Here is a 22,374-nt window from a genome sequence, read left to right as displayed (position 1 = left end):
GCATGCAGCGCGGCGCAGGAGTCACGCATGGATTTCCGTTTCACTGAAGACCAGCTCTCGATCCAGTCCGTCGCCCGCGATTTCGCGCAGAAGCGCATCGCGCCGGTGGCCGCCGAGTTCGACAAGTCGGGCGAGTTCCCGCTGGACAACATCCGCGAGATGGGCCAGCTCGGCCTGATGGGCATCGAGGTGCCGACCGAGTACGGCGGCGCCGGCATGGACTCGATCGCCTACGTGCTGGCGATGGTCGAGATCGCCGCGGCCGACGCCGCGCATTCGACCATCATGTCGGTCAACAATTCGCTGTTCTGCAACGGCATCCTCAAGCACGGCAGCGAGGCGCAGAAGCAGAAGTACGTGCGTGCGATCGCCTCCGGCGAGGCGATCGGCGCCTACGCGCTGACCGAGCCGCAGTCCGGCTCCGACGCTTCCTCGATGCACACGCGCGCGGTCAAGAGTGCCGACGGCAGCCACTACGTGATCAACGGCAAGAAGAGCTGGATCACCTCCGGCCCGGTGGCGCGCTACGCGGTGCTGTTCGCGATCACCAAGCCGGGCGTCGGCGCCAAGGGCGTCAGCGCCTTCATCATCGACACCGAGCAGGAAGGCTTCCACCGCGGCAAGACCGAGCCCAAGCTCGGCATTCGCGCCTCGGCCACCTGCGAGATCGAGTTCACCGACTACAAGTGCCCGGCCGGGAACCTGCTCGGCGCCGAGGGCGAAGGCTTCAAGATCGCGATGGGCGTGCTCGACGCCGGCCGCATCGGCATCGCCTCGCAGGCGGTCGGCATCGCCCGCGCGGCGTATGAAGCCGCGTTGGCGTGGTCGCGCGAGCGCAAGGCGTTCGGCCAGGCGATCGGCAGCTTCCAGATGACCCAGGCCAAGATCGCCGACATGAAGTGCCGGCTCGATGCCGCCACGCTGCTCACCCTGCGCGCCGCGTTCGCCAAGGGCGAAACCGAGAAGAACGGCGGCCGCTTCGGCACCGAGGCTTCGGTGGCCAAGCTGTTCGCCTCGGAGACGGCGATGTTCGTCGCCCACCAGGCGCTGCAGATCCATGGCGGCATGGGCTACTCGAAGGAAATGCCGCTGGAACGCTACTTCCGCGACGCCAAGATCACCGAGATCTACGAAGGCACCAGCGAGATCCAGCGCATGGTGATTGCGCGCAACGAGACGGGGCTGCGCTAGTCGACCAGTTCCCGTCGCGCTTGCGAGGGCGGAAAACGGGCTGCGCCGAATCGCGCGCGATGAAGACGGCTTTCCCCTCTCCTCGGCGGGGAGAGGGCAGGGTGAGGGGGAAGCGCGCAGCGCGCGCTTTGCTGGCAACGAAGGGCGGCCGTCCTGCGGACGGCTCCCCCTCACCCCGATCCTCTCCCCGCTGGGGAGAGGGAGGCGAGCGACGCACGGCTCGCCTCGCGGGGATTCACGGGACGTACCGCATCTACCTCCGTGCGTCGGTCGTTCGGAACCGCCGCGCCGCTCAGTCGAACGGCCGGATCACGTCCTCGCCGGTGTCCTCGGTGCCGTCGGAGCGGTCGCCGAGCATGCGCCGCACCACCACGTAGAACACCGGCACCAGCAGCACGCCGAGCAGGGTCGCGCCGAGCATGCCGCCCATCACGCCGGTGCCGATGGCGTGGCGGCTGTTGGCGCCGGCGCCGGTGGACACCGCCAGCGGCAGCACGCCGAGGATAAAGGCGATCGAGGTCATCAGGATCGGGCGGAAGCGCAGTCGGCAGGCCTGCAGCGTGGCGGCGATCGCGCCCATGCCGCGGCGCTGCGCGGCGACCGCGAATTCGATGATCAGGATGGCGTTCTTCGCCGACAGGCCGATGATCGCGATCAGGCCGACCTTGAAGTAGATGTCGTTGGGCAATCCGCGCAGCGTGGTCAGCACCAGCGCGCCGAACACGCCGAGCGCCACCACCAGCATCACCGCGAACGGGATCGACCAGCTCTCGTACAGCGCGGCCAGGCACAGGAACACCACGATCAGCGACAGCGAGAACACGATCGGCGCCTGCGCGCCGGACAGGATCTCCTGGTAGGACTGGCCCGACCACTCGAAGCCGAAGCCCTGCGGCAGGTCGTTGGCGACGATCCGCGCCATCGCCCGCATGGCGTCGCCGGAACTCCTGCCCGGCGGCGGGCTGCCGGTGATCGAAACCGCGCCGTAGCCGTTGTAGCGATCCAGGCTGGGCGAGCCCACCGTCCACTTGGCGTCGATCACCGACGACAGCGGCACCATCCCGCCGCGCGCGTTCTTCGTGTAGTAGTGCTGCAGGTCCTCCGGGCGCATGCGGAACGGCGCATCGGCCTGGATCACCACGCGCAGCACACGGCCCTGGTAGAAGAAGTCGTTGGCGTAGACCGGCGCCAGCATCAACTGCAGCGCGTTGTAGACGTCGCCGATCGACACCCCCATCGACTGCGCCTGCACGCGGTCGAGGTGCAACTGCAACTGCGGCGCGTCCTCCAGGCCGTTCTGGCGGACGTTCTGCAGGTCGGGGTCCCTGGCGGCCTTCGCCAGCAGCAGGTCGCGCGCCGCGATCAATTTGGCGTGGCCCTGGCCGGCGCGGTCCTCGAGGCGGAAGTCGAAACCGCCGAACTGGCCGAGGCCGCGGATCGTCGGCAGGTTGGAAAAGAAGATGCGCGCTTCCGGCACCTTCGCCAGCTCGGCGTTGGCCCAGTCGATGAATTGGAGCGCGTTGACGTCGCGCTCGCCCCAGTCCTTCAGGCGGATGAAGCCGAGGCCGACGTTGTCGCCCTGGCCGATGAAGCTGAAGCCGGCCACCGTCAGCACGCGGTCGACCGCCGGGTTGCGCTTCAGGATGCGCGTCATCTCGGCCTCGACCGCCACGGTGCGGTCCATGGTGGCGCCGGGCGGGAGCTGCACCAGCGCGAGCACGTAGCCCTGGTCCTCGTCGGGCAGGAAGCTGCTGGGCAGCCGCCAGAACAGCAGCACGGCGGCGGCGATGACCAGCAGATAGCCGAACACCCAGCGCGGCGCGTGGTGCAACGCCTTGCCGACGCGGTCGAGGTAGCCGCCGCTGATGCGCGCGAACAGGCGGTTGAACCACGCCAGCCCCTTCGGTTCGTGGTGCACCGGCTTCAGCAGGCTGGCGCACAGCGCCGGGGTGAAGGTCAGCGCCATCAGCGCCGACAGGCCCATCGAGATCGCGATGGTCAGCGCGAACTGGCGGTAGATCGCGCCGACGCTGCCGCTCAGCAGCGAGGAAGGGACGAACACCGCGGCCAGCACGATGGTGATGGCGACGATCGCGCCGATGATCTGGTCCATCGCCTTGCGCGTCGCTTCCTTCGGCGGCAGGCCTTCCTCGCGCATGATGCGCTCGACGTTCTCCACCACCACGATCGCGTCGTCGACGACCAGGCCGATCGCCAGCACCAGGCCGAACAGGCTGAGCACGTTGATCGAGAAGCCGGCGAGCCACATGCCGGCGAACGCGCCGGTCAGCGCCACCGGCACCACAAGGGTGGGGATCAGGGTGGCGCGGACGTTCTGCAGGAACAGCCACATCACCAGCACCACCAGCACGATCGCCTCGAGCAGCGTCTTCGCCACTTCCTCGATCGACGTGCGCACGAAGGTCGAGCTGTCGTAGGGGATGAACCAGTTGACGCCGGGCGGGAAGTTGCGCGCCAGCTCGTTCATGCGGTTGCTGACTGCGTCGGCCACCTGCAGCGCGTTGGCGCCCGGCAGCAGCTGGATGCCGAACGCGGCGATCGGCTGGCCGTCCACGCGCGAGTCGTGGGTGTAGGCGTAGGCGCCCAGCTCGACGCGGGCGACGTCGCCGAGACGCACCACGCTGCCGTCGGCGTTGGCGCGCAGGATGATGTCGCGGAACTGCTGCGGATCGGTGAAGCGGCTCTCGGCGGTCACCGCGGCGGTGAGCGCCTGGCCGCCGCTGCCCGGCTGCGCGCCGATCGCGCCGGCGGCGACCTGCACGTTCTGCGCGCGCACCGCGTCGAGCGCGTCGGTCGCGGTCAGGTCGTAGCCCTGCAGCTTCTCCGGGTTCAGCCAGATCCGCATCGCGAACTCGGAGCCGAACTGGTTGGCGCTGCCGACGCCGGGCACGCGCTGGATCTGGTCGAGTACCTGCGAGGCGACCAGGTTGTTCAGCGCGTAGCTGTCGTACTGCCCTCCGGACGCGCGCAAAGCGACCACTTCGAGGAAGCCCGCGCTGGCCTTCTGCACGCGCACGCCCTGCTGCTGCACTTCCTGCGGCAGGCGCGGCATCGCGCGGTCGACCTGGTTCTGCACCTGCACCGCGGCGATGTCGAGGTCGGTGCCGTTCTGGAACGTCACCGTGATCTGCGCCTGGCCGCTCTGGCTGGAGGTCGAGCTGAAGTAGAGCAGGCCGTCCAGGCCGGTCAACTGCTGCTCGATCACCGAGGTGACCGACTGCTCGATGACCTGCGCGCTGGCGCCCGGATAGCCGGCGGAAACGTTGATGCTTGGCGGCGCGATCGAGGGATACGCCTCGACCGGCATGTTGAAGATGGCGATCGTGCCGGCGAGGGTGATCAGCAGCGCGATCACCCAAGCGAACACCGGTCGGTCGATGAAGAAGCGGGCCATGTGCGCGGCCTCAGTGCGTGCCGGCCGCCGCGGCCGGCAGCGGCGCGTAGGGCACGGCGCGCGCGGCGTCGCCCGGGTGCACGTGCTGCAGGCCGGAGACGATCACCTGCTCGCCCTCGGCGAGGCCGCGCGTGACCACCCAGTTGCCGCCACGCATGTCGCCGAGGTCGACCGGCCTGCGCGCGACCTTGCCGTCGCCGCCGACCACCAGCACGTAGGCGCCGTCGGCGTCGCGCTGCACCGCCGCCTGCGGTATCGGGAACGCGTGCGCGTGGCGGCCCTGGGCCAGGCGCACCTTGACGAACATGCCCGGCAGCAGGGTGCGCTCGGGGTTGGGCAGGGTGCCGCGCAGCGACAGCGCGCCGGTGCCCGGATCCACCGCGAGGTCGGTGAAGCCGAGGGTGCCCGCGTGCGGATACACGCTGCCGTCCGGCAGCACCACCTGCACCTCGACCTGGCTTTTGCCGGCCGGCTTCAGCAGGCCCTGCGCCTGCTGTTTGCGCAGCGCCTGCAGTTCCGCGAACGATTGGCCGAAGTTGACGTAGATCGGGTCGATCTGCTGGACCACGGTCAGTTCGGTCGGGCCGTCCTGGCCGACCAGCGCGCCCTCGGTGACCATCTGCTGCCCGGCGCGGCCGGTGATCGGTGCGGTGACGGTGGCGTAGCCGAGGTTGAGCTGCGCGCTGGCGACGTTGGCCTCGGCCTGCTTGACCGCGGCGGCGGTGCTGCGCGCGTTCGCTTGCGCGTTGTCGAGGTCCTGCTGCGAAGCCCAACCCTTGGCCGCGAGCGGGCCGAGGCGCTTGACCGTTTCCTCCGCGTTCTGCGCATTCGCGCGGGCTTCGGCCAGCGCGGCTTCCTGCGCGTGCAGCGCGGCCTGCAGCGGCGCCGGGTCGATGCGGAACAGCACCTGGCCCTGGGCGACGTCGGTGCCTTCGGTGTACTCGCGCTTGAGCAGGATGCCGGCGACGCGCGCGCGCACGTCGGCGGTGCGGTAGGCCGTCAGGCGGCCGACGAAGTCGCGCACCAGCGGCACGTCCTCGGCGTGCGCGCGCACCACGCCCACCTCGGTCGGCGGTGGCGCGGCCTGCTTCGAATTGCCGCAGGCGGCGAGCAGCAGCGCGGCGGCGGTCCCCACGATCAGGGCGCGCAGGGGAAACGACGGCATGGGAACTCCCTGTCTGTGGCGTTGGCGGTCCGGCGCGCGCGCGCGCCCGCGCGGCTGGCGCGAGCCACGGCAGGTGCGGCAAGCGCGGTGCGGCAAGCCGGAACGGCGTTGCGCACCCCCGGCTCGTCCGGACTTGCGGTATACCGACAAGTTTAATATCCACGGCGTTGCGGCTCCAATCCTACCAATGGCCTAGACGCGGGGCTTTGCCGGATCGTCACGCCCCGCGCGACGGCGGCCGGCGTTGTGGATTCGTTCCGCTCGCCGGAGCTATGCTTCCGCGGATTTCCCGCGACTCGACTCGAATCCATCCCCCCCAAATCATTCGGCCCACACATACCGCCCATCATGAATGCCCAGCGTTCTGCAGACGGCGCAGCCTTCGCCGCCACGGTTGTACGCGAATTCGGTCCCACGGTTACGGGTACTCGCCTCGAGCAGGCGCGGACGCTGGCTTCGGCCCTGTTCGCGCGCATCGCCGCAGGCGATACGGCCCTGCATGATGCGCCCGCGTGGGCCATGCTGGCGGCGGACCTGCTGGAGTTCGTGCGCGTGCGCGCCGCGGGCAGCGCGAGCGTCAGGGTGTTCAATCCCGAGTCCGGCAGGAACGGCTGGGAATGCCCGCGCACCGTCGTGCAGGTGATCACCGACGACATGCCGTTCCTGGTGGATTCGGCCGGCATGGCGCTGAGCGCCGCCGGGTTGCAGATCCACGCCGTGCTGCATCCGGTGCTGCCGGTCGCGCGCGACGGCGCCGGCGCGCTGCAGGCGCTGGGCGAACGCGCGCCGGGCGGCGCCGCCGAGTCGATCATGCACTTCGAGATCGACCGCGTCGCCGACGCCGCCGAACTGGCGCGCCTGGCCGACGCCGTGCGCGCCGCGCTCGACGACGTGCGCGCCGCGGTCGGCGGCTGGCCGGCCATGCGCGAGCGCATGCTGGCGATCGCCGCCGAGCTGCCGCAGCGCCACAACCCGCTAGACGCGCAGGGCGTCGCCGAGGCGCAGGAGTTCCTGCGCTGGGTGGCCGACGACCACTTCACCTTCCTCGGCTACCGCGAGTACGAGATCGCCGCGGTCGGCGGCGACGAGGTGCTGAAGGCGGTCGAAGGCTCCGGCCTCGGCATCCTGCGCGGGCGCGAGCGCTCGCTGGCGCCGCGCTCGCTGCGCACCCTGGTGGCGACCACGCTGCCGCAGTCGGGCTCGATGGACGCGATCATCCTGACCAAGACCAGCGCGCGCGCGACCGTGCACCGTCCTGGCTATATGGACTACATCAGCGTGCTGCGTTTCGACGCCAAGGGCCGGCCGGTCGCCGAGCAGCGCTTCCTCGGCCTGTTCACCTCCAGCGCCTACATGCGCCGCCCGCAGGACGTGCCGCTGGTGCGGCAGAAGTTCGAGGCGGTGATGAACCGCTCCGGGCTGAAGCGCGACTCGCACTCCGGCAAGGCGCTGCGCCACATCCTCGAGACGCTGCCGCGCGACGAGCTGTTCCAGGCCGGCGAGGACGAACTGTACGCGATCGCCACCGGCATCCTCGACCTGCGCGAGCGCGCACGCACCCGCCTGTTCGCGCGCCGCGACAAGTACGGCCGCTTCGTCTCGTGCCTGGTGTTCGTGCCGCGCGAGCGCTTCAGCACCGGCGTGCGCGAGCGCATCGAGGCGACGCTGAAGCAGGTGCTGCACGGCGAGCGCCTGGATTCCTCGATGCTGCTGGGCGAATCGCCGCTGGCGCGCCTGCACCTGGTAATCCGGCCGCGCCCGGGCGACCACGTCGAGTTCGACGCCGACGAGATCGAGTCGCGGCTGGCGCAGATCGTGCGCGACTGGCACGACGAGCTGCGCGAGACGCTGGTGCAGCGCCTCGGCGAGCAGCGCGGCCTCGATCTGGCCGCCCGCTACGGCCGCGCGCTGCCGCCCGGCTACATCGAGGAGGTCACCCCGGCGATCGCCGCCGGCGACGTCGAGCTGGCCGCTTCGCTGGAAGGCCCCGACGCGATCCGCCAGTCGCTGTACCGCTCGCCGAACCGCCCCGAGGAGCTGCATTTCAAGGTGTTCCGCTCGGGCGCCGACATCGCGCTGTCGGAAGTGCTGCCGCTGCTCGAGAACCTCGGCATGCGCGTGCTGACCGAGGACCTGCACGAGCTCGACGTGCAGGGCACGCGGCTGTTCATCCAGGACATCGCGGTGCAGCCGGCGCAGGCGATGACGTTCGACGTCGCCGAGGTGCGCGCGACGTTCGAGGACGCCTTCGAGCGCGTCTGGCGCGGCGAGGCGGAGAACGACGCGTTCAACCGCCTGATCCTCGGCGCGCGCCTGTCGTGGCGCCAGGTCGCGCTGCTGCGCGGCTTCTGCAAGTACCTGCTGCAGGTCGGCGTGCCGTTCTCGCAGAGCTACGTGGAAGAGACGCTCAACCGCTACCCGCTGATCGCCGGGCTGCTGGTCGAACTGTTCGAGGCGAAATTCGATCCGCAGCGCGAGGGCGCGGCCGCGCTGGGCGAGGCGCGCCGCCGCTTCGAGCACGAGCTGACCGCGCTGCTGCCGGAGGCGACCGCCAAGGCGCACCCGGACTTCGTCGCCCGCCTGGTCGCCGTTCGCGGCGAACCGCGCGCGGCGCAGGTCGAGGCGCTGGTCGAGGCGATCAAGACGCTGCTCGACAACGTCGCCAGCCTGGACGAGGACCGCATCCTGCGCAGCTTCGTCGGCGTGATCCGCGCCAGCCTGCGCACCAACTACTACCAGACCCGCGACGGCAAGCCGAAGGACTGCATCAGCGTCAAGTTCGACTGCGCGCAGGTGCCGGACCTGCCGAAGCCGCGGCCGTACCGCGAGATCTTCGTGTACAGCCCGCGCGTCGAGGGCGTGCACCTGCGCTTCGGCCCGGTCGCGCGCGGCGGCCTGCGCTGGTCCGACCGCCGCGAGGATTTCCGCACGGAGGTGCTGGGCCTGGTCAAGGCGCAGATGGTGAAGAACACCGTGATCGTGCCGGTCGGCTCGAAGGGCGGCTTCTTCGTCAAGCGCCCGCCGATCGGCGGCGACCGCGACGCGGTGCTGGCCGAGGGCATCGCCTGCTACCGCATCTTCGTCAGCGGCCTGCTCGACATCACCGACAACCTGGTCGACGGCAAGGTCGCGCATCCGGAAGCGGTGGTGCGCCACGACGGCGACGATCCGTACCTGGTGGTCGCCGCCGACAAGGGCACGGCAAAGTTCTCCGACATCGCCAACGCGATCTCCGCCGAGTACGGCTACTGGCTGGGCGACGCGTTCGCGTCCGGCGGCTCCAACGGCTACGACCACAAGGGCATGGGCATCACCGCCAAGGGCGGCTGGGAGTCGGTCAAGCGCCACTTCCGCGCGCTCGGCCGCGATTGCCAGAACGAGGACTTCACCTGCGTCGGCATCGGCGACATGTCCGGCGACGTGTTCGGCAACGGCATGCTGCTGTCGCGCCGCACGCGCCTGCTGGCCGCGTTCGACCACCGTCACATCTTCCTCGATCCGGATCCGGACGCGGCGAAATCGTTCGCCGAGCGCGAGCGCCTGTTCAAGCTGCCGCGCTCGTCGTGGGACGATTACGACAAGGCGCTGATCTCGAAGGGCGGCGGCGTGTACGCGCGCACGCTGAAGTCGATCCCGGTTTCGCCCGAGGTGCGCGCCGTGCTCGGCCTCGCCGAGGGCGTCGCGCAGATGTCGCCGGCCGAGCTGATGTCGGCCGTGCTGAAGGCGCCGGTCGACCTGCTGTGGAACGGCGGCATCGGCACCTACGTCAAGGCGTCCAGCGAGAGCAACGCCGACGCCGGCGACCGCGGCAACAACGCGATCCGCATCAACGGCGGCGAGCTGCGCTGCAAGATCGTGGGCGAGGGCGGCAACCTCGGCTTCACCCAGAAGGGCCGCATCGAGGCCGCGCAGGGCGGCGTGCTGCTGAACACCGACTTCATCGACAACTCCGCCGGCGTCGACACCTCCGACCACGAGGTGAACATCAAGATCCTGCTGAACGACGCCGTGCAGCGCGGCGAGCTGGCTCTGGATGCGCGCAACAAGCAGCTCGCGGCGATGACCGACGAAGTCGAGCGCCTGGTGCTGTGGGACAACTACCGGCAGAACCAGGCGATCAGCCTGATGGAGCGCATGTCGGTGGCGCGCCTGGGCTCGATGGCGCACTTCATCCGCACGCTGGAAGCCGAGGGCCTGCTCGACCGCCAGGTCGAGTCGCTGCCCGCGGATGCCGAGCTGGCCGAGCGCAAGGCGCGCGGCCTCGGCCTGACCCGGCCGGAGCTGGCGATCCTGCTGTCCTACGACAAGATCAAGCTGTTCCAGCAGTTGCTCGACTCCGACGTGCCGGAGGATCCGTACCTGTCCAAGGAACTGGTGCGCTACTTCCCGAAGCCACTGCACGCGCCGTACGCCGCGCACATGCAGCGCCACCGGCTGAAGCGCGAGATCATCGCCACTGCGGTGACCAACTCGACGATCAACCGCATGGGCGCCACCTTCATGCTGCGCATGCAGGAGGACACCGGGCAGGGGCCGGCGGCGATCGCCAAGGCCTACACCGCGGCGCGCGAGATCCTCGACGCGCGCACGCTGTGGGGCGCGGTCGAGGCGCTCGACGGCAAGGTGGCCGATGCCGCGCAGGTCGACGCGATGCTGAAGGTCTGGCACCTCCTGCGCCACCTGACGCGCTGGCTGCTGAATCGCCCGGGCGGCAGCCTGGACATCGCCGGCAACGTCGAACGCTACGCGCCGGGCGTCGCCGAGCTGCGCCGTGCGCTGCCCGCCGCGCTGACCGCGGCCGGCCAGGCGGCATTCGCGGCCGACGCCGCCACGTGGACCGAGCGCGGCCTGCCCGAGGCGCTGGCGCACGAGCTGGCGGTGATCCCGGTGCTGGGCGCCGCGCTCGACGTGGTCGAGGTGGCGCGCGACAGCGGCAAGCCGGTGGCGAAGGTCGCGGCGGTGTTCTTCGAGCTGGGCGAGGCGCTGGAGCTGGACTGGCTGCGCGACCAGATCGAGACGCTGCCGGTCGAAAGCCGCTGGCACGCGCAGGCTCGCGGCTCGCTGCGCGACGAGCTGAACGCGCAGCACCGCACGCTGGCGGTGCAGGTGCTGGCCGGCGCCGGCAAGGGCAAGACCGACGGCGCGGTGGCGGCGTGGTTGGGCCGTGACGACGCGGCGCTGAAGTTCACGCTGGGCATGCTCGCCGAGATCCGCAGCCAGAGCGTCGACTACCCGATCGCCTCGGTCGCGCTGCGCCGCCTGGCCCAGCTCGCGCACGCGGGCGCGGCGTAAGCGGTCGGCCGGAGTTCCGCGCCGCGGCGGCAGCGCCGTGGCGCGGGGATTCCGCCCCGTGCGCCAGCGTCGGCATCGACGCCTCGTTCCGGCGCGCGGCCCCGTCTTCCTCGCCCGTTCCGGATGGGGTGGGCCTGGGGTCGCCTGCACGCAGGCTCCTGCGGCGTCGTGCGGCGCCGATGGTGAGCTACCATGCGTGGCAACGCCTGCCGCAGGGGAGCCGCATGTCGCAACGCATCGCCTTCGTCGCCAATCCGACCGTGGAGGCGCAGGGTGCGTGCGCCGAACTGGTCCGCCGCTACGGCGATGCACCGATCGAGCGGGCCGACGTGGTCGTGGCGCTGGGCGGCGACGGCTTCATGCTGCGCACGCTGCACCAGCCGTTCGCGCGTGGCGTGCCGGTATACGGCATGAAGCTCGGCCGCGTCGGCTTCCTGATGAACCAGTATCGCGCCGAGGACCTGCGCGAACGCCTGGCCGCGGCGCAGCCCGCCACGCTGCACCCGCTGGCGATGCACGCGACCGATACGGCCGGCACGACGCACGCCGCGCTGGCCTTCAACGAGGTGTCGCTGCTGCGCCAGACCAACCAGGCCGCGCACCTCGAGGTGGCGCTGAACGGCGCGGTCAAGCTCGCGGAACTGGTCTGCGACGGCATCCTGGTGTCGACGCCGGCCGGCTCCACCGCCTACAACCTGTCCGCGCACGGCCCAATCCTGCCGCTGGACGCCAACGTGCTGGCGCTGACGCCGATCAGCCCGTTCCGCCCGCGCCGCTGGCGCGGCGCGATCCTGCCCGCCGCGACCGCGGTGCGCATCCGCGTGTGCGACCCGCACGCGCGCCCGGTCAGCGCCACCGCCGACTTCCTCGAAGTGCGCGACGTCGCCGAAGTCGAGATCGCCGAAGCGCGCGAGCATCCCGTCACCCTGCTGTTCGATCCGGACCACAGGCTGGAGCAGCGCATCCTGGATGAGCAGTTTGTGCTTTGAGGCGGGGAGTAGGGAGTAGGGCGAGCCGAGCAACGGTGTTTGCTCCACTCCCCACTCCCTTCCCCCACCCATTAGACTTGCCGTATGGCCACGCCGAACGTCCATGCCCCCGAGTCCGTACGGGACGATCGCCTGGTCGTGGCGATTTCCTCGCGGGCGCTGTTCGACCTGGGCGACAGCCACGCGCTGTTCGAGCGGGAAGGGCTGGACGCCTACCGGCGCTACCAGATCGAGCACGAGAACGACGTGCTGGCCCCGGGCGTGGCGTTTCCGCTGACGCGCAAGCTGCTGGCCCTGAACAGCCGCTCGCCGGCGGCGCCGCGCGTCGAGGTGATCCTGCTGTCGCGCAATTCCGGCGATACCGGCCTGCGCATCTTCAACTCGATCAAGCACCACGGCCTCGACATCGTGCGCGCGGCGTTCACCAGCGGCGCGCCGACCTCGGAATACGTGCAGCCGTTCGGTGCCGACCTGTTCCTGTCCGCCAACGCCGACGACGTCGCGCGCGCGCTCGCCGCCGGCGTGGCGGCGGCGACCATCCTGCCGTCGCATCCGGCGGCCGGTACTTCCGAGCAGTTGCGCATCGCCTTCGACGGCGACGCGGTGCTGTTCGGCGACGAGTCCGAGCGGGTTTCGCACGAGCAGGGCCTGGAGGCGTTCCACCGCATCGAAACCGAGCGCGCCGGCGAGCCGCTGGCGGGCGGGCCGTTCCGCGGCTTCCTCGCTGCGCTGTATCGCCTGCAGGCGGCGTTCCCGGCGGAGGACGCGCCGATCCGCACCGCGCTGGTCACGGCGCGTTCGGCGCCGGCGCACGAGCGGGTGATCCGCACCCTGCGCCTGTGGGGCGTGCGCATCGACGAGGCGCTGTTCCTCGGCGGGCGCGACAAGGGCCCTTTCCTGAAGGCGTTCGGCGCCGATATCTTCTTCGACGACCTGCGTGCCAACGTCGAATCGGCCAGCCTGCACGTCGCCGCGGGGCACGTCCCGCACGGCGTGCGCAACGCCGGCTGAGGCCGCAGCCCCGCGTCGTGACCCGCGGCGCCCGCACCGGTAGAATGGCCGCTTTGCCACCTTCCGCCGGGAATCCGCAATGGCCGCCAGCCTGAACCCCCTCGACCTCTACGACGTGCGTGCGCTGCTCACCGACGAGGAGCGCATGGTGCAGGACACGGTGGGGCGTTTCGTCGACGAGAAGGTGCTGCCGATCATCGGCGACTGCTTCGACCAGGCGCGCTTCCCGAAGGAGCTGATTCCCGAGATCGCCGCGCTCGGTCTGCTCGGCGCGACGATCCCCGAGAAGTACGGCTGCGCCGGCATGAGCGGCGTCAGCTACGGCCTGATCTGCCAGGAACTGGAGCGCGGCGACTCCGGCCTGCGCAGTTTCGCCTCGGTGCAGTCCTCGCTGTGCATGTACCCGATCTACGCCTACGGCACGGAAGAGCAGAAGATGCGCTATCTGCCGAAGATGGCGGCGGGCGAGGTGATCGGCTGCTTCGGCCTGACCGAGCCGCACGGCGGCTCCGATCCGGCCAACATGAAGACGAACGCGAAGAAGGACGGCGGCGACTGGGTGATCAACGGCGCCAAGATGTGGATCACCAACGGCAACCTCGCGCACATCGCCATCGTCTGGGCGCAGACGGACGACGGCATCCAGGGCTTCATCGTGCCGACCGACACCAAGGGCTTCACCGCGCAGGAAGTGCACAAGAAGATGAGCCTGCGCGCCTCGGTGACCTCGGCGCTGTTCTTCGACAACGTGCGCGTGCCGGAGGCCAACCGCCTGCCGAACGTGAGGGGCCTGAAGGGCCCGCTCGGCTGCCTCACCCAGGCGCGCTACGGCATCACCTGGGGCCCGATCGGCGCCGCCCAGGCCTGCCTGAAGGAAGTGCTCGACTATACCCGCGAGCGTATCCTGTTCGGCCGCCCGCTGGCCGCCAACCAGGCGATCCAGTTGAAGCTCGCGGACATGGCCCGCCGCATCACCGCCGCGCAGTTGATCTCGCTGCAGCTCGGCCGGCTGAAGGACAAGGGCGCCATGCAGCCGACCCAGGTGTCGCTGGCCAAGTGGAACAACGTGCGCATGGCGCTGGACATCGCCCGCGAGTGCCGCGACATCCTCGGCGGCGCCGGCATCACCACCGAGCACGGCGCGATCCGCCACGCACTGAACCTCGAGTCGGTGATCACCTACGAGGGCACCGAGACGGTGCACCAGTTGGTCGTCGGCCGTGAACTTACCGGCATCAACGCGTTCTGAATCCGGAACGGCAGGAGATCGAGATGACCCGTACGTTGTTCGCATGCCTCGCCGCCGCCGCGCTGCTGGCGGCCGGCACCGCCTCCGCCGCGCTGAAGCCGGATTCGCTGCGGCTGGCGCTCGATTCGCTGCTGGTGGCGACCACCAAGCAGGCCGTCGCCAACGCCATCCTTGCCAATCCCTACAAGCCGCCCGAGCGCAACCGCGACGTCAACATGGGGCCGCCGTACACGCTCACCACCGAGGAAATCCAGGCCGTGTTCGTCGGTCACGGTGGCGTGATCACGATCAAGTTCACCGCAGCCGTCGGCATGGACAGCGCCTTCGTGCGCTTCCTGCCCAAAGTGGTCAAAGGCACCACAGGCGAGCCGACCGTGCAATACGACTGCGTCAGCCCGAATGTCCCCGAGATCGCCACGGCGTATCCCGGCTGCGTCTACGACCCGGCATCGATGAAGTTGCCCGTGGCCAAACCGGGCGACAAGAAGTAACCGCACGGCCGGAGCGGCGAAGATGCTGACCGTCCACGGCATGCGCGCCTCCGGCAACTGCTACAAGGTGCAGTTGCTGCTGGAGCAGCTCGGCCGCGCGTACCGCTGGGTCGAGGTCGACAGCGCCGCCGGCGCGACGCGCACGCCGGCCTTCCTCGCCATGAACCCCAACGGCAAGGTGCCGCTGCTGGAAGCCGCGCCCGGCCGCTACCTGCCGGAATCGAACGCGATCCTGTGCTACCTCGCCGAGGGCACGCCGCTGTTGCCGGCCGATCCCTGGCAGCGCGCGCAGGCGCTGGCGTGGATGTTCTTCGAGCAGTACAGCCACGAGCCGTATCTCGCCGTGGCACGCTTCATCTGCCGCTGGCTGCCCGACGGCCACCCGCGTCGCGCCGAGCTGCCGCGACTGCACGAGCGTGGCGCGCAGGCGCTGGCGGTGATGGAGCGGCACCTGCAGTCGCACCCGTGGTTCGGCGGCGCGGTCTACGGGGTGGCCGACATCGCGCTGTTCGCCTACACCCACTGCGCCGGCGACGGCGACTTCGACCTTGCGCCGTATCCCGCGATCGCCGCCTGGCTGGCGCGCGTGCGCGCGCAGCCCGGCTTCGTGTCGATGAGCGCCTGAGCGCAACCCGCGGCGGCCGCGCTTGACGTACGACAAGGCCGGGCGTCACGCGATCGCGGATGCTGCAGGCGCATGCCGAACCCGAGCCAACCGATCCCGCTGACCCTGCGCCTGCGGCGCCGCCTGCTCGACGTCGTCGACGACGCGCTGGTCGACCTGCTGGCGTTGCGCCAGCGCGTGGTGCGCGACATCGGCGCCAGCAAGCGCGCCTATGGCCTCGCGCCGCGCGACGACGCCCGCGAGCGCGCGGTGCTCGAGCGCGCGCGCGGCCGCGCGCAGCGCCGCGGCCTCGCCGCGCAGCACGGCGAACGGCTGCTGCGCACGGCGGTCGACTGCGCGGTCGAGCTGCAGCGGCAGCCTGACCTGGATCAGGGCGGCGCCGGGTCCGGCGCCGCTATCGTCCGCCTTCCCGACGCCGGAGACCAAGCCATGCGACTGCTGCGCCTGCTGCCGCCGCCGGAGCGACTGGCCGTGCCGCTGCGCGCGGTGCCCTATGCCTGGCACGCGCGCCTGCTCGAAGCCGCGGTGAACCACGTGCTGGCCGCGCCGCAGCGCGCCGGCAAGCTCGCCTTCATGCGCGGGCGTCGGCTCGCCATCGAAGTGATCGATCTCGACCTGCGCTGGGTGCTCGAAGGCGACGACGTGCGCCTGCACGCCTGCGCGCCGGGCGCCGAGGCCGAAGCGGCGGTGCGCGGCAGGGCCATCGAGTTCATGCTGCTGGCCAGCCGGCTGGAAGACCCGGATACGCTGTTCTTCCAGCGCCGCCTCGCCGTGATCGGCGATACCGAACTCGGCTTGACCGCGCGCAACCTGCTCGACCAGTTGCCGTGGGAGAGCCTGCCGCTGGCGCTGCGCATCCTGCTCAACCGCGGCGCGCGCTTCGCCGTCGCCGCGCGCGACGCGCATCGCGCCGGCAAGGCGGCCTGAACGCTTCGGGGCGCGGCGCTCGGTGCGGTGCGCCTCGCCACGCTCCCGACCTTCCCTCCGCAAGCAGGGGGGATGCGTCGGATCGCTGCCTCCCCCGCGCAGCGGAGGAGGGTCGGGGAGGGGCGCCCTATAGCGTGGCCATCCCCGCGCCGCCGTGCCAGTAGCCGTTGCAGTCGCCGACGCGCTCGGCGGGGGCGATGCCGCTGTCGATCGCCGCGCGGAAGCGGCGCACCGCGTCCGCGGTGCCTTCCGACTGCGGGTACATGCGCAGCAGGTCGACGCCGGCGGCGATCAGCTCGGGCAGCTCGGGGGCAAGGTCGCAGACCTTGGCGCTCTGCACCTGCACGCCGTTGATGTTGAGGAACGGCTCGCCCTCGCGCGTGGTCAGCGGCATGCCGTCGGGGTGGTTGATGCAGCGGAAGCCGCAGTCGTCCTTCGGCACGTTGTAGGCGCGCGCGGTGAAGCAGCGCGCGGAGTACGACAGCGGCAGCCGGCCCCAGCCGATCACCTCGACCTCGGGCATGGCGATGTCCTCGGCCGCGGCATGGCCGCGCATCTCGTGCAGCAGCTCGCGGCCCTGCTCGACGCCCAGCACCCAGCGACGCATGCCCGAGCGCGTCATCGTCGCCAGCGCGCGCTGGTTGTAGACGTTCACGCCTGGCCCGACCACGAACGGCAGGCCGCGCTCGCGCAGCAACTGCACGGCCGACATGTCGTTGGCCTCGACCATGAACTCGCCGTTCTCGACGATGCGCTTGGCGCTGGAGAGCTCCGATTCCGCCTCGATCAGCGTCAGCGTCGACAGCACCACCTGCTTGCCGGCGGCGGCGAGCTCGCGCGCCAGCTCCAGCCAGTCGGCGCCGCGCAATTCCCTGCGCTTGCTGCACACGGTTTCGCCGAGGTAGATCGTGTCCAGCGGCAGTTCCGCCATCTCGGCGTAGAACTCGAGCACGCGCAGGCGCGGCCAGAAATACTGGATGGGGCCAAGGGTCAGGCGCATGCGAACCTCATTGCCAGGGACGGTGGTAGGGGCCGAGCGTGGTCTGCGTGCCTTCGGCGACGCGCGACAGGTCGTTCTGCCATGCGCTCTCGACGCGGAAGCTCCCGCGCATCTTCATCACCCGGTCGATCGCCTTGCGCCACACGCCGGTGACGGTGGCGACGTAGGCCGGGCTGCGCTGGCGCCCCTCGACCTTCAGCGCGGCGATGCCGCTGGAAGCGAGGCGCGGCAGCAGGTCGAGCGTGTTCAGGCTGGTCGGTTCCTCCAGCGCGTGGAATACCTGGCCGTTGACGTAGTAGCGGCCCTTGCACACCACCGGATAGCCGGCCGGCTCGCTGTCGGCGAACTTGTCGATCAGCACGTCGTTGAGGCGCGCGGTGCGCCCGTCCGGCTCCTCGCCCCAGCGCACGCTGCCGGCCGGCGAGCACACGCCGTGGCGGTTCGGCGACACGCCGGTGGTGTAGCTGGAGAGATGGCAGCGCCCTTCGACCATGATGCACAGGCTGCCGAAGGCGAAGGTTTCCAGCGGCACCGGCGTTTTTTCCGCAAGGCGCTCGACCTGCTGGATCGCCAGCACGCGCGGCAGCACCGCGCGGGCGATGCCGTATTCCTCGAAGTAGAACTGCAGCGCCGCGCGCGTGGTCGCCGAGCCCTGCACGGACAGATGGCGCGGCATGCGCGGATAGCGCTTGGTCGCGTATTCCAGCACCGCCATCTCGGCGACGATCAGCGCGTCCGCGCCGAGGTCGGCGGCGCGATCCACCGCTTCCTCCCAGCGCGGCAGGCCGTCCGGCGTCGGATAGGTGTTCAGCGCGACGTAGACCTTGCGTCCGCGCGCGTGCGCATAGGCGACGCCGGCGTGCAGGTCGGGATCGTCGAAGTTGAGTCCGGGGAACGCGCGCGCGTTCGTTTCGTCGCGAAAGCCGACGTAGACCGCGTCGGCGCCGTGGTCGATGGCGGCCTGCAGCGAAGGCAGGCTGCCGGCGGGGCAGATCAGCTGCATCGTGGACTCCCTGCGCGCACCGGGCGGTGCCCGGGCAGCGTAGTGACGCGCATCCGCGGCCTCATTGACGTGCGTCAACGGGTCCGAACACCTCGCGCATCAGCGTGTCGACGCGGCGTTCCACCGCCGCGTCCGTGCGGATCGGCCGGCCCCACGCGCGCTCGGTTTCGCCCGGCCACTTGTTCGTTGCGTCGATGCCGAGCTTGCCGCCGAGATTCGCCTGCGGGCTGGCGAAGTCGAGATAGTCGACCGGCGTGCGCTCGACCAGCAGGCAGTCGCGCGCCGGATCGACGCGCGTCGACACCGCCCACAGCACCTCGTCCCAGTTGCGCACGTCGACGTCGTCGTCGGTGACGATCACGAACTTGGTGTAGGTGAACTGGCGCAGGTACGACCACACCGCGAACATCACGCGCCGCGCGTGGCCGGGGTAGCGCTTGCGGATGCTGACCACGGCGACGCGGTAGGAGCACGCCGCCGGCGGCAGATGAAAATCGACGATCTCGGGAAAGATGCGGCGCAGGATCGGCACGAACAGCTCGTTCAGCGCCATCGCCAGCATCGACGGCTCGTCATGCGGCGAGCGGCCCATCCAGCTGCCCTGGTAGATCGCATCGCCGCGGCGGCTCACACGGTCGATGGTGAAGACCGGGAAGTGGTCCTGCGCGTTGTAGTAGCCGGTGTGGTCGCCGAACGGCCCTTCCAGCGCGGTGTCGCCGGGATGGATGTGGCCTTCCAGCACGATCTCGGCGGAGGCGGGCAGGTCGAGCCCGGTCAGCGCCGAGCGCACGACGTGGCCGCGCGCACCGCGCAGCAGGCCGGCGAATTCGTGTTCCGACAGCGTATCCGGCACCGGCGCCACCGCGGCCAGCGTGGTGGCGGGGTCGGCGCCGATCGCGACCGAGAGCGGAAACGGGTCGTTGGGACGGCGGTCGCGCCATTCGGCGTAGTCCTGCGCGCCGCCGCGGTGCGCCAGCCAGCGCATGATCACGCGGTTCGGGCCGAGTACCTGCATGCGGTAGATGCCGATGTTCTGGCGGTCGAGGCGCTCGCTGCGGGTGATCACCAGGCCCAGCGTGATCAGCGGGCCGGCGTCCTCCGGCCAGCAGGTCTGGATCGGCAGCTCGGCAAGATCCACGTCGGCGCCTTCGCGCACGTGCTCCTGGAACGCGGCCGAGCCGACCTGGCGCGGCGCGACGTGCGCGAGCTGCGCGTACGCCGGCAGCGCCCCCAGCGCCTCGCGCAGGCTGCCCGGCCAGCGCGGCTCCTTCAGCGCCGCCAGCAGCTCGCCCAGCTCGCGCAGCGAGGCCAGCGGGCGCCCGCCGACCGCCATCTCGATGCGCTCCACGCTGCCGAACAGGTTGCCGAGGAAGGGCAGCCGGCTGCCGCCGGCGCGCTCGAACAACAGGGCCGGGCCGCCGCGCATCTGCACGCGCTGGCAGAACGCGGTCAGCTCGTGGCGGGTATCGACCGGCACGGCCACGCGCTTCAACTGGCCGCGGCTTTCGAGGGCTTGCAGGAAATCGCGCAGGTCGTGGTAGCTCAAGGCGTCGCTCCCGTGGGCGGCCCAACGTAGTGGGCGCACGGCGCCGCTGCCCTGTCCGAGATCAAGCGCGCGCCGGGATGCGCGGTGGGGCGGGTGGTATCCTTGGGGACTTTGCCCCCCCCCCCCCCTGCCGCAGACCGTACCGCCGAGCGCCATGGCCGCCACTTCCCATCCGATCCCCGCCCGCCACAAGGGCTTCAACCGCGCCGAGATCGTCGACCAGAATTTCGCCGAGTTCGTGCGCGACTGGCGCGGCGAAGCGCGCCGCGCGCCCGCCGCCGACGCGCCGGTGCTGCCCGGCAGTGCCTGCACGGCGCGCGACTTCCTCGAACTGCTCGAGTCGCAACTGATCAGCCGCCACCTCGACCTGATGGCGCGCGTGCTGCGCGTGCAGAACAAGGTGTTCTACACGATCGGCTCCAGCGGCCACGAGGGCAACGCGATGGTGGCGCGCCTGACCCGCCACACCGATCCGGCGTTCCTGCACTACCGCTCCGGCGGCTTCATGGCCGAGCGCTTCCGCAAGCTGCCGGGCATGGACCCGGTGATGGATTCCGCGCTGTCGTTCGCGGCCAGCAAGGAAGACCCGGCCTCGGGCGGCCGCCACAAGGTGTGGGGCTCGAAGCCGCTGTGGGTGCTGCCGCAGACCTCGACCATCGCCTCGCACCTGCCCAAGGCGTTCGGTACCGCGGTGGCGATCGAGCAGGCGCGGCGCATCGGCCACGCGCTGCCGGTCCCCGCCGACAGCATCGCGATCTGCTCGTTCGGCGACGCCTCCAGCAACCACGCCACCGCGCAGACCAGCTTCAACGCCGCCGCCTGGACCGCCTACCAGAAGGTGCCGGCGCCGGTGCTGTTCGTGTGCGAGGACAACGGCATCGGCATCTCGGTGAAGACGCCGGCCGACTGGGTGTCGGCCAATTTCCAGGGCCGCCGCGACCTCGACTACTTCTACGCCGACGGCCTCGACCTCGCCGCCGGCTACGCCGACGTGGCGCGCGCGGTCGAGCACTGCCGCACGACGCGCCGGCCGACCTTCCTGCACCTGCGCACCACGCGCGTGATGGGCCACGCCGGCACCGACTTCGAGATCGAGTGGCGCTCGATCGAGGAACTGGTGGCGGTCGAGGCGACCGACCCGCTGCTGCGTTCGGCGGCGATCGCGCTGGAGTCCGGCCTGTTCACCCGCGAATCGCTGCTGGAGCACTACGAGGCGATCCGCAAGCGCTGCTTCGCCGCCGCCGAGGAAGCCGACCGCCGGCCCAGGCTGGAGCGCCTCGACGAGGTGATCGCGCCGCTGGCGCCGTACACGCCGGACGCGGTGGCCGCCGAGGCCGCGCGCGCCGACTATGCGGAGAAGCGCCTGGCCGTGTTCGGCGGCGAGGGCAAGCTGCCGGAGAAGCAGCCGCCGCGGCATCTCGCCATCCAGATCAACCAGGCCCTGCACGACCTGTTCTGCAAGTATCCCGAGGCGCTGCTGTTCGGCGAGGACGTGGCGCAGAAGGGCGGCGTGTACACGGTGACCAAGGGCCTGCACAAGGCGTTCAAGGGCACGCGCGTGTTCAACACGCTGCTGGACGAGACGATCATCCTCGGCCTGGCGCAGGGCTACGCCAACATGGGCATGCTGCCGATGCCCGAGATCCAGTACCTCGCGTACTTCCACAACGCCTGCGACCAGATCCGCGGCGAGGCCTGCTCGCTGCAGTTCTTCTCGAACAACCAGTATCGCAACCCGATGGTGATGCGCATCGCCAGCCTCGGCTACCAGCGCGGCTTCGGCGGGCACTTCCACAACGACAACTCGATCGCCGCGCTGCGCGACATCCCGGGCCTGGTGGTCGGTTGCCCCTCGCGCGGCGACGACGCGGCGACGATGCTGCGCACGCTGATGGCGCTGGCCAAGGTCGACGGCCGCGTGTGCGCGTTCCTCGAGCCGATCGCGCTGTACATGGCCAAGGACCTGTACGAGCCCGGCGACGGCGCCTGGCAGTTCGCCTATCCGTCGCCGGAGCAGGCGATGCCGCTGGGCGAGGGCCGCGTGTACGAGGCCAAGGCGAAGGATCTCGTCGTGTTCACCTTCGGCAACGGCGTGCCGATGAGCCTGCGCGCCGCGCGCGAGATCGAGCGCAAGCTCGGCTGGAAGGTGCGCGTGGTCGACCTGCGCTGGTTGGTGCCGCTGAACGACGCCTTCATCGCCGAGCAGGCGAAGACCGCCAAGCGCATCCTGGTGGTCGAGGAGGGCCGCCGCAGCGCCGGGGTGGGCTAGGGCGTCATCACCGCGATCGTCGAGGCCGGCCTCGGCAAGACGCCGCTGAAGCGCGTGGTCGGCGCCGACACCTACACGCCGCTGGCCGGCGCCGCGTTCCTGGTGCTGCCGGGCGAGGCCGATATCGTCGCCGCCGCCGAGGCGCTGGCCTGAGCCCGGCCGCCGCGGCCGGGAGGGGCGTATTCTGCTAGCGGCGGCGTC

At 70.7% G+C, this 22,374-nt stretch carries 13 protein-coding genes and 1 pseudogene; 9 read left to right on the top strand and 5 right to left on the bottom strand.

Annotated elements, in window-relative coordinates; all coding sequences use genetic code 11:
* Positions 1–27 precede the first annotated feature (27 nt).
* Positions 28–1,191, top strand: a complete 1,164-nt coding sequence (locus ABFC67_RS06695) for an acyl-CoA dehydrogenase family protein (RefSeq protein WP_346737218.1) — start codon at positions 28–30, stop codon at positions 1,189–1,191.
* Between the two features lie 292 nt (positions 1,192–1,483).
* Here the strand turns inward: ABFC67_RS06695 and ABFC67_RS06690 are convergent, their stop codons facing one another.
* Both ABFC67_RS06690 and ABFC67_RS06685 read right to left on the bottom strand, forming a co-directional pair.
* Positions 1,484–4,606 carry an efflux RND transporter permease subunit gene (locus ABFC67_RS06690; RefSeq protein WP_346737217.1) on the bottom strand — a complete coding sequence of 1,041 codons (3,123 nt, stop codon included), beginning with the start codon at positions 4,604–4,606 and terminating at the stop codon, positions 1,484–1,486.
* A 10-nt stretch (positions 4,607–4,616) separates the two neighbouring features.
* On the bottom strand, positions 4,617–5,771 hold the full coding sequence (locus ABFC67_RS06685) for an efflux RND transporter periplasmic adaptor subunit (RefSeq protein ID WP_346737216.1): 1,155 nt from the start codon (positions 5,769–5,771) through the stop codon (positions 4,617–4,619).
* Positions 5,772–6,119: 348 nt separating this feature from the next.
* On the opposite strand from ABFC67_RS06685, the gene ABFC67_RS06680 reads away from it, so the two are divergent.
* The 7 genes from ABFC67_RS06680 (at position 6,120) to ABFC67_RS06650 (ending at position 16,355) form a co-directional block, all read left to right on the top strand.
* Entirely contained in the window at positions 6,120–11,063 is a 4,944-nt protein-coding gene (locus ABFC67_RS06680) for an NAD-glutamate dehydrogenase domain-containing protein (RefSeq protein WP_346737215.1), read from the top strand.
* A 224-nt stretch (positions 11,064–11,287) separates the two neighbouring features.
* Positions 11,288–12,052: an NAD kinase gene (locus tag ABFC67_RS06675; protein WP_346737214.1), complete on the top strand. Its 765-nt coding sequence runs from the start codon at positions 11,288–11,290 to the stop codon at positions 12,050–12,052.
* A gap of 84 nt (positions 12,053–12,136) precedes the next feature.
* Entirely contained in the window at positions 12,137–13,063 is a 927-nt protein-coding gene (locus tag ABFC67_RS06670) for a 5'-nucleotidase (RefSeq protein ID WP_346737213.1), read from the top strand.
* A gap of 79 nt (positions 13,064–13,142) precedes the next feature.
* Positions 13,143–14,312, top strand: coding sequence for an acyl-CoA dehydrogenase family protein (locus ABFC67_RS06665; protein ID WP_346737212.1), 1,170 nt, complete (start codon positions 13,143–13,145; stop codon positions 14,310–14,312).
* Positions 14,313–14,335: 23 nt separating this feature from the next.
* A complete protein-coding gene (locus tag ABFC67_RS06660) occupies positions 14,336–14,803 on the top strand; it encodes a hypothetical protein (RefSeq protein ID WP_346737211.1) in 468 nt (155 codons plus the stop codon).
* A gap of 22 nt (positions 14,804–14,825) precedes the next feature.
* Positions 14,826–15,428 (top strand): glutathione S-transferase family protein, encoded by a 603-nt coding sequence (locus ABFC67_RS06655; RefSeq protein WP_346737210.1) that lies wholly within the window; start codon positions 14,826–14,828, stop codon positions 15,426–15,428.
* A gap of 72 nt (positions 15,429–15,500) precedes the next feature.
* Complete coding sequence (locus tag ABFC67_RS06650; RefSeq protein WP_346737209.1) at positions 15,501–16,355, top strand: chorismate mutase; 855 nt, start codon at positions 15,501–15,503, stop codon at positions 16,353–16,355.
* A 127-nt stretch (positions 16,356–16,482) separates the two neighbouring features.
* Here the strand turns inward: ABFC67_RS06650 and ABFC67_RS06645 are convergent, their stop codons facing one another.
* The 3 genes from ABFC67_RS06645 to ABFC67_RS06635 all read right to left on the bottom strand — a co-directional run bounded on the left by ABFC67_RS06645 (position 16,483) and on the right by ABFC67_RS06635 (position 19,904).
* Positions 16,483–17,355: a U32 family peptidase gene (locus tag ABFC67_RS06645; protein WP_346737208.1), complete on the bottom strand. Its 873-nt coding sequence runs from the start codon at positions 17,353–17,355 to the stop codon at positions 16,483–16,485.
* Positions 17,356–17,362: 7 nt separating this feature from the next.
* Positions 17,363–18,358: a peptidase U32 family protein gene (locus tag ABFC67_RS06640; RefSeq protein WP_346737207.1), complete on the bottom strand. Its 996-nt coding sequence runs from the start codon at positions 18,356–18,358 to the stop codon at positions 17,363–17,365.
* Between the two features lie 61 nt (positions 18,359–18,419).
* On the bottom strand, positions 18,420–19,904 hold the full coding sequence (locus tag ABFC67_RS06635; RefSeq protein ID WP_346737206.1) for a UbiD family decarboxylase: 1,485 nt from the start codon (positions 19,902–19,904) through the stop codon (positions 18,420–18,422).
* A gap of 154 nt (positions 19,905–20,058) precedes the next feature.
* On the opposite strand from ABFC67_RS06635, the pseudogene ABFC67_RS06630 reads away from it, so the two are divergent.
* A pseudogene (locus ABFC67_RS06630) lies at positions 20,059–22,326 on the top strand (thiamine pyrophosphate-dependent enzyme).
* Positions 22,327–22,374: the final 48 nt, after the last annotated feature.

Source organism: Mizugakiibacter sp., assembly GCF_039680435.1.
Taxonomy (GTDB): domain Bacteria; phylum Pseudomonadota; class Gammaproteobacteria; order Xanthomonadales; family Rhodanobacteraceae; genus Mizugakiibacter.
Note: the sequence above shows the minus strand (reverse complement) of the source record. Positions and strands in the feature narration are given on the sequence as shown.

Bases quoted from the DNA above. Each gene is read 5' to 3' on its own strand.
- ABFC67_RS06695 (WP_346737218.1), top strand. From the start codon at position 28: ATGGATTTCCGTTTCACTGAAGACCAGCTCTCGATCCAGTCCGTCGCC.
- ABFC67_RS06690 (WP_346737217.1), bottom strand. From the start codon at position 4,606: ATGGCCCGCTTCTTCATCGACCGACCGGTGTTCGCTTGGGTGATCGCG.
- ABFC67_RS06685 (WP_346737216.1), bottom strand. From the start codon at position 5,771: ATGCCGTCGTTTCCCCTGCGCGCCCTGATCGTGGGGACCGCCGCCGCG.
- ABFC67_RS06680 (WP_346737215.1), top strand. From the start codon at position 6,120: ATGAATGCCCAGCGTTCTGCAGACGGCGCAGCCTTCGCCGCCACGGTT.
- ABFC67_RS06675 (WP_346737214.1), top strand. From the start codon at position 11,288: ATGTCGCAACGCATCGCCTTCGTCGCCAATCCGACCGTGGAGGCGCAG.
- ABFC67_RS06670 (WP_346737213.1), top strand. From the start codon at position 12,137: ATGGCCACGCCGAACGTCCATGCCCCCGAGTCCGTACGGGACGATCGC.
- ABFC67_RS06665 (WP_346737212.1), top strand. From the start codon at position 13,143: ATGGCCGCCAGCCTGAACCCCCTCGACCTCTACGACGTGCGTGCGCTG.
- ABFC67_RS06660 (WP_346737211.1), top strand. From the start codon at position 14,336: ATGACCCGTACGTTGTTCGCATGCCTCGCCGCCGCCGCGCTGCTGGCG.
- ABFC67_RS06655 (WP_346737210.1), top strand. From the start codon at position 14,826: ATGCTGACCGTCCACGGCATGCGCGCCTCCGGCAACTGCTACAAGGTG.
- ABFC67_RS06650 (WP_346737209.1), top strand. From the start codon at position 15,501: ATGCCGAACCCGAGCCAACCGATCCCGCTGACCCTGCGCCTGCGGCGC.
- ABFC67_RS06645 (WP_346737208.1), bottom strand. From the start codon at position 17,355: ATGCGCCTGACCCTTGGCCCCATCCAGTATTTCTGGCCGCGCCTGCGC.
- ABFC67_RS06640 (WP_346737207.1), bottom strand. From the start codon at position 18,358: ATGCAGCTGATCTGCCCCGCCGGCAGCCTGCCTTCGCTGCAGGCCGCC.